This is a genomic window from Soonwooa sp. (assembly GCF_032062245.1).
In the GTDB taxonomy this organism is placed as follows: domain Bacteria; phylum Bacteroidota; class Bacteroidia; order Flavobacteriales; family Weeksellaceae; genus Soonwooa.
The window spans coordinates 1-3,398 of record NZ_DAMBQF010000058.1 but is presented as its reverse complement, the minus strand read 5'-3'; the positions used below and the strand labels follow the sequence as shown (position 1 = coordinate 3,398).

Genomic DNA, 3,398 nt, shown 5'->3' with positions numbered 1-3,398 from the left:
AGATACGTGATCTGATCCTTCAACTCAGCAAAAGTTCGATTTATTCAACAAAGCCTCGCGATGCAAAAAACGATTTAAAAACACAAACGTTTAATTATTTAGTAAGTTTTTTGATGAGTTTTTCAAGTCGAACAGCGACAAGGGATCGATTACATATTTTCACGACGAATTACGACAGGATAATTGAAGCAGGAGCTGAAATAGCAGGTATTCGACTAATTGACAGATTTGTTGGTACTATAGCGCCTATTTTCAGATCTTCGCGACTAGAAGTCGACTATCATTATAATCCACCGGGTATTCGTGGTGAACCAAGATATTTGGAAGGTGTGGCGCGCTTTACTAAATTACATGGCTCATTGGACTGGTATACTACCGAAGGAGCCATAAGGCGATTTGGATTACCTTTTGGTGCGAGTTCGGTGGAACCCTTTTTACAAGTGGAGGCTGCTGGAGCAGCGAACTATCATCAATTAATGATTTATCCAAACTCGGTTAAAGACCGAGAAACATCAGAATACCCTTATGTTGAACTATTCAGAGACTTAGCATCTGCAACATGTCGTCCTAATAGTACTTTGGTAACATATGGTTATAGTTTTGGAGATGAACATATAAACCGTGTTATTATTGACATGCTGACAATACCCTCAACGCATATAGTAATAATTGCCTACGGCGATCCACTCGGTAGAATTATGCGCTTTGTAAACGAAAGTGGAAGAAAAGCTCAAATATCTTTATTACTTGGTGACCACTTTGGAGATATCAAGAATTTAGTGGATTTTTATCTTCCTAAAGCAGCGATAGACAGATCATCAATTCGTATGGCAGAACTATTGAAATCAAGGGGTTTATATCGTACAACAATTTCAAATAATAGCGAGGATGCTGAATGAACTCATTTCCGATTGAACAAGGTGAGCAACTCAGGGTCGGCACTGTAGATTTTGTTTCACCTAATGAAATTAGAGCAATATTAGAGATTGACTCACCTGATACTGTTGCTTTGAATGCAGGAACGCCTAGAAACTTTCCAAGAGTAAACAGTTATGTATTAATATCATGTGATAATGGTTACTTAGTTGGGCAAATAGAGTGGCTTGCTGTAGAACATTCGCCTTATCCAAAACAAAGAGATGTTCAAGAATTTGGTTTAGTAAATCTACCATTCCCCCGAAAAAAAATAAGTTTGAATCCGGTGGGAATGCTTAAACGTTTGTCCAAAGATGGTACTGATTATTTCAGATTTCAACGAGGTTCTGAATCGTTTCCTTCTATTGGGGCTGCTATTTTACTACCGACAGATTTACAACTTAGATCAATAGTCGAATCTGGAAATAATAGGCGAGTGATCATTGGACAAAGTCCACTTGCGAACAATGCAAATGTAGCTGTAGATCCTGATAGATTATTTGGTCGTCATATAGCAGTGCTCGGAAATACTGGTAGCGGTAAGTCTTGCTCTGTATCTGGATTAATCCAGTGGTCACTCGAATCTGCATTGGAATCACAAATAAAACCAAATGCCAGATTTATCATCCTAGACCCCAACGGCGAGTATGCACGTGCTTTGGGGCCAACGACGAAATTTAAAGGTAGAGTATTTAAGGTTGAGGCTGAAGGCAGTGAAAACCAATTACAAGTACCCTCATGGTTTTGGAATAGTTCGGAGTGGGCATCATTCACGCAAGCAAGTCCTAAAGCACAACTTCCATTACTAAAACGCTCCTTGAGAGCAATGAGAAATGAAGAATTTGATTTACAAAAGAATATAGATATAGAAGTTAAAAAATACCTAGGTACAATTTTGGTTTCTTTAAAAGCGGATAAATCTAAAGGAGCAGCGGCACTTAATGATTTCCCTGGAGCCAAAAATCTTTTGGCTAAAATTAATATTTGGCGTCAGAGTCTGGAAGAATACAAAGCGAGATTAACTACACCATGCCCTGAGCTAGATAAATTAATCATCTCTATTCAAGATTTTTGTGGGCAAAGAGAAGGCAGATATCCAGATTACAATGCTAAAGTTAGCGCAGTTGATAACATCATAAATGGAGTGTTATCTTCATTTCAGAGCCTTGGAGGCGATGAGTGTGAACTCCTTCCTAAAAACGAGGATATCCCCGTCCCTTTTGACGGAAATAATTTAGTCTCCTATTTAGAGGCGTTAGCACAAGAAAATGGTAGCGAGCAATATGTTGAATATCTAGTAGCTAGAATACGCACAATGCTTGCGGATACAAGAATGAAACCCATAACCAATGACTCAGAGCATAGAGTTGACTTGGCTAATTGGTTAGAAACATATATTGGGAAAGATGGTGATGGTGATAGCTGCGTTTCAATTATTGATCTTTCTTTAGTACCAACTGAAATTACTCATCTTGTGACAGCTGTCATTTCAAGAATTATTTTTGAATCATTGCAACGTTATAGACGACTATATAACAAATCTTTACCTACGGTACTTGTTGCTGAAGAAGCACATACATTTATTAAACGGTATCGTGAGGACAGTGAAAATCAGGATGTCGCAGCTGTTTGCTGTCAAGTATTTGAGAAAATTGCACGAGAAGGCAGGAAATTTGGTCTCGGTATGGTTATTTCTTCGCAACGACCATCAGAATTATCACCTACAGTTTTATCTCAATGTAATACTTTTCTTCTGCATCGAATTAGCAATGACAAAGATCAGGAGCAAGTTCATAAAATGGTACCCGACAATTTGCGAGGATTACTCCGTGAATTGCCTTCATTGCCATCTCAACATGCAATACTGATGGGCTGGGCATCTGAACTTCCTGTCTTAGTTAAAATGAAAAATTTGACGAAAGAGCAGCAACCCCATTCTGATGACCCTGATTTCTGGGATGTTTGGACAAGAAAGGATGCTGATGGGAAATTGGTCGAGAGAACGGCCAATTGGGAAGCTGTTGTAAAGGAATGGCAACAAAATTGAACTGAAGTAGGATGTGAAAACGGGAGGGCAGATCGGAATTGAAGGAACTTTATGCAATCAATCTACTTGGTATTGCGTTCCATCGACCATCAGCCCCATGATCATTGGAGTAGCTGTAAATGCAGCACCTAATAATTAAAATAAAACAATAGGTTAACCTATTAACGTGGTTTTTTACATCGTTGGCCCTCAAACCCCGTTACGAAGCAACGTTGCTGGCAGGTGTTCTGAACTACCGGCTTACAGGCAATCCGAGAGTATATGTGACTATGGTCGGAGGCGGAGCATTTGGTAATGAAACTGGCTGGATAATTTCTGCTCTCAGGCGTGCCTTATATCTGGTCAGCCATCATAATCTGGAGGTGATGTTTGTAAGCTACCGACGGCTTTGTTGAATAAATCAGATTTCGGGTAAGTCTCCCCCGTAGCGGGTTGT

The 3,398-nt window shown here is 39.5% G+C and carries 2 protein-coding genes; both read left to right on the top strand.

Translation table 11 applies throughout. The features are described from left to right. Positions 1 to 899, top strand: an 899-nt coding sequence (locus tag RT037_RS13755; RefSeq protein ID WP_313032349.1) for an SIR2 family protein, incomplete at its 5' end; no start/stop codon positions are given. After that, positions 896 to 2,962, top strand: coding sequence for an ATP-binding protein (locus RT037_RS13750; RefSeq protein ID WP_004098991.1), 2,067 nt, complete (start codon positions 896 to 898; stop codon positions 2,960 to 2,962). The genes RT037_RS13755 and RT037_RS13750, both read left to right, overlap by 4 nt. Positions 2,963 to 3,398: the final 436 nt, after the last annotated feature.

What these genes read in the sequence shown, in the direction of transcription:
- RT037_RS13750 (WP_004098991.1), top strand. Translation starts at nt 896, where the DNA reads ATGAACTCATTTCCGATTGAACAAGGTGAGCAACTCAGGGTCGGCACT.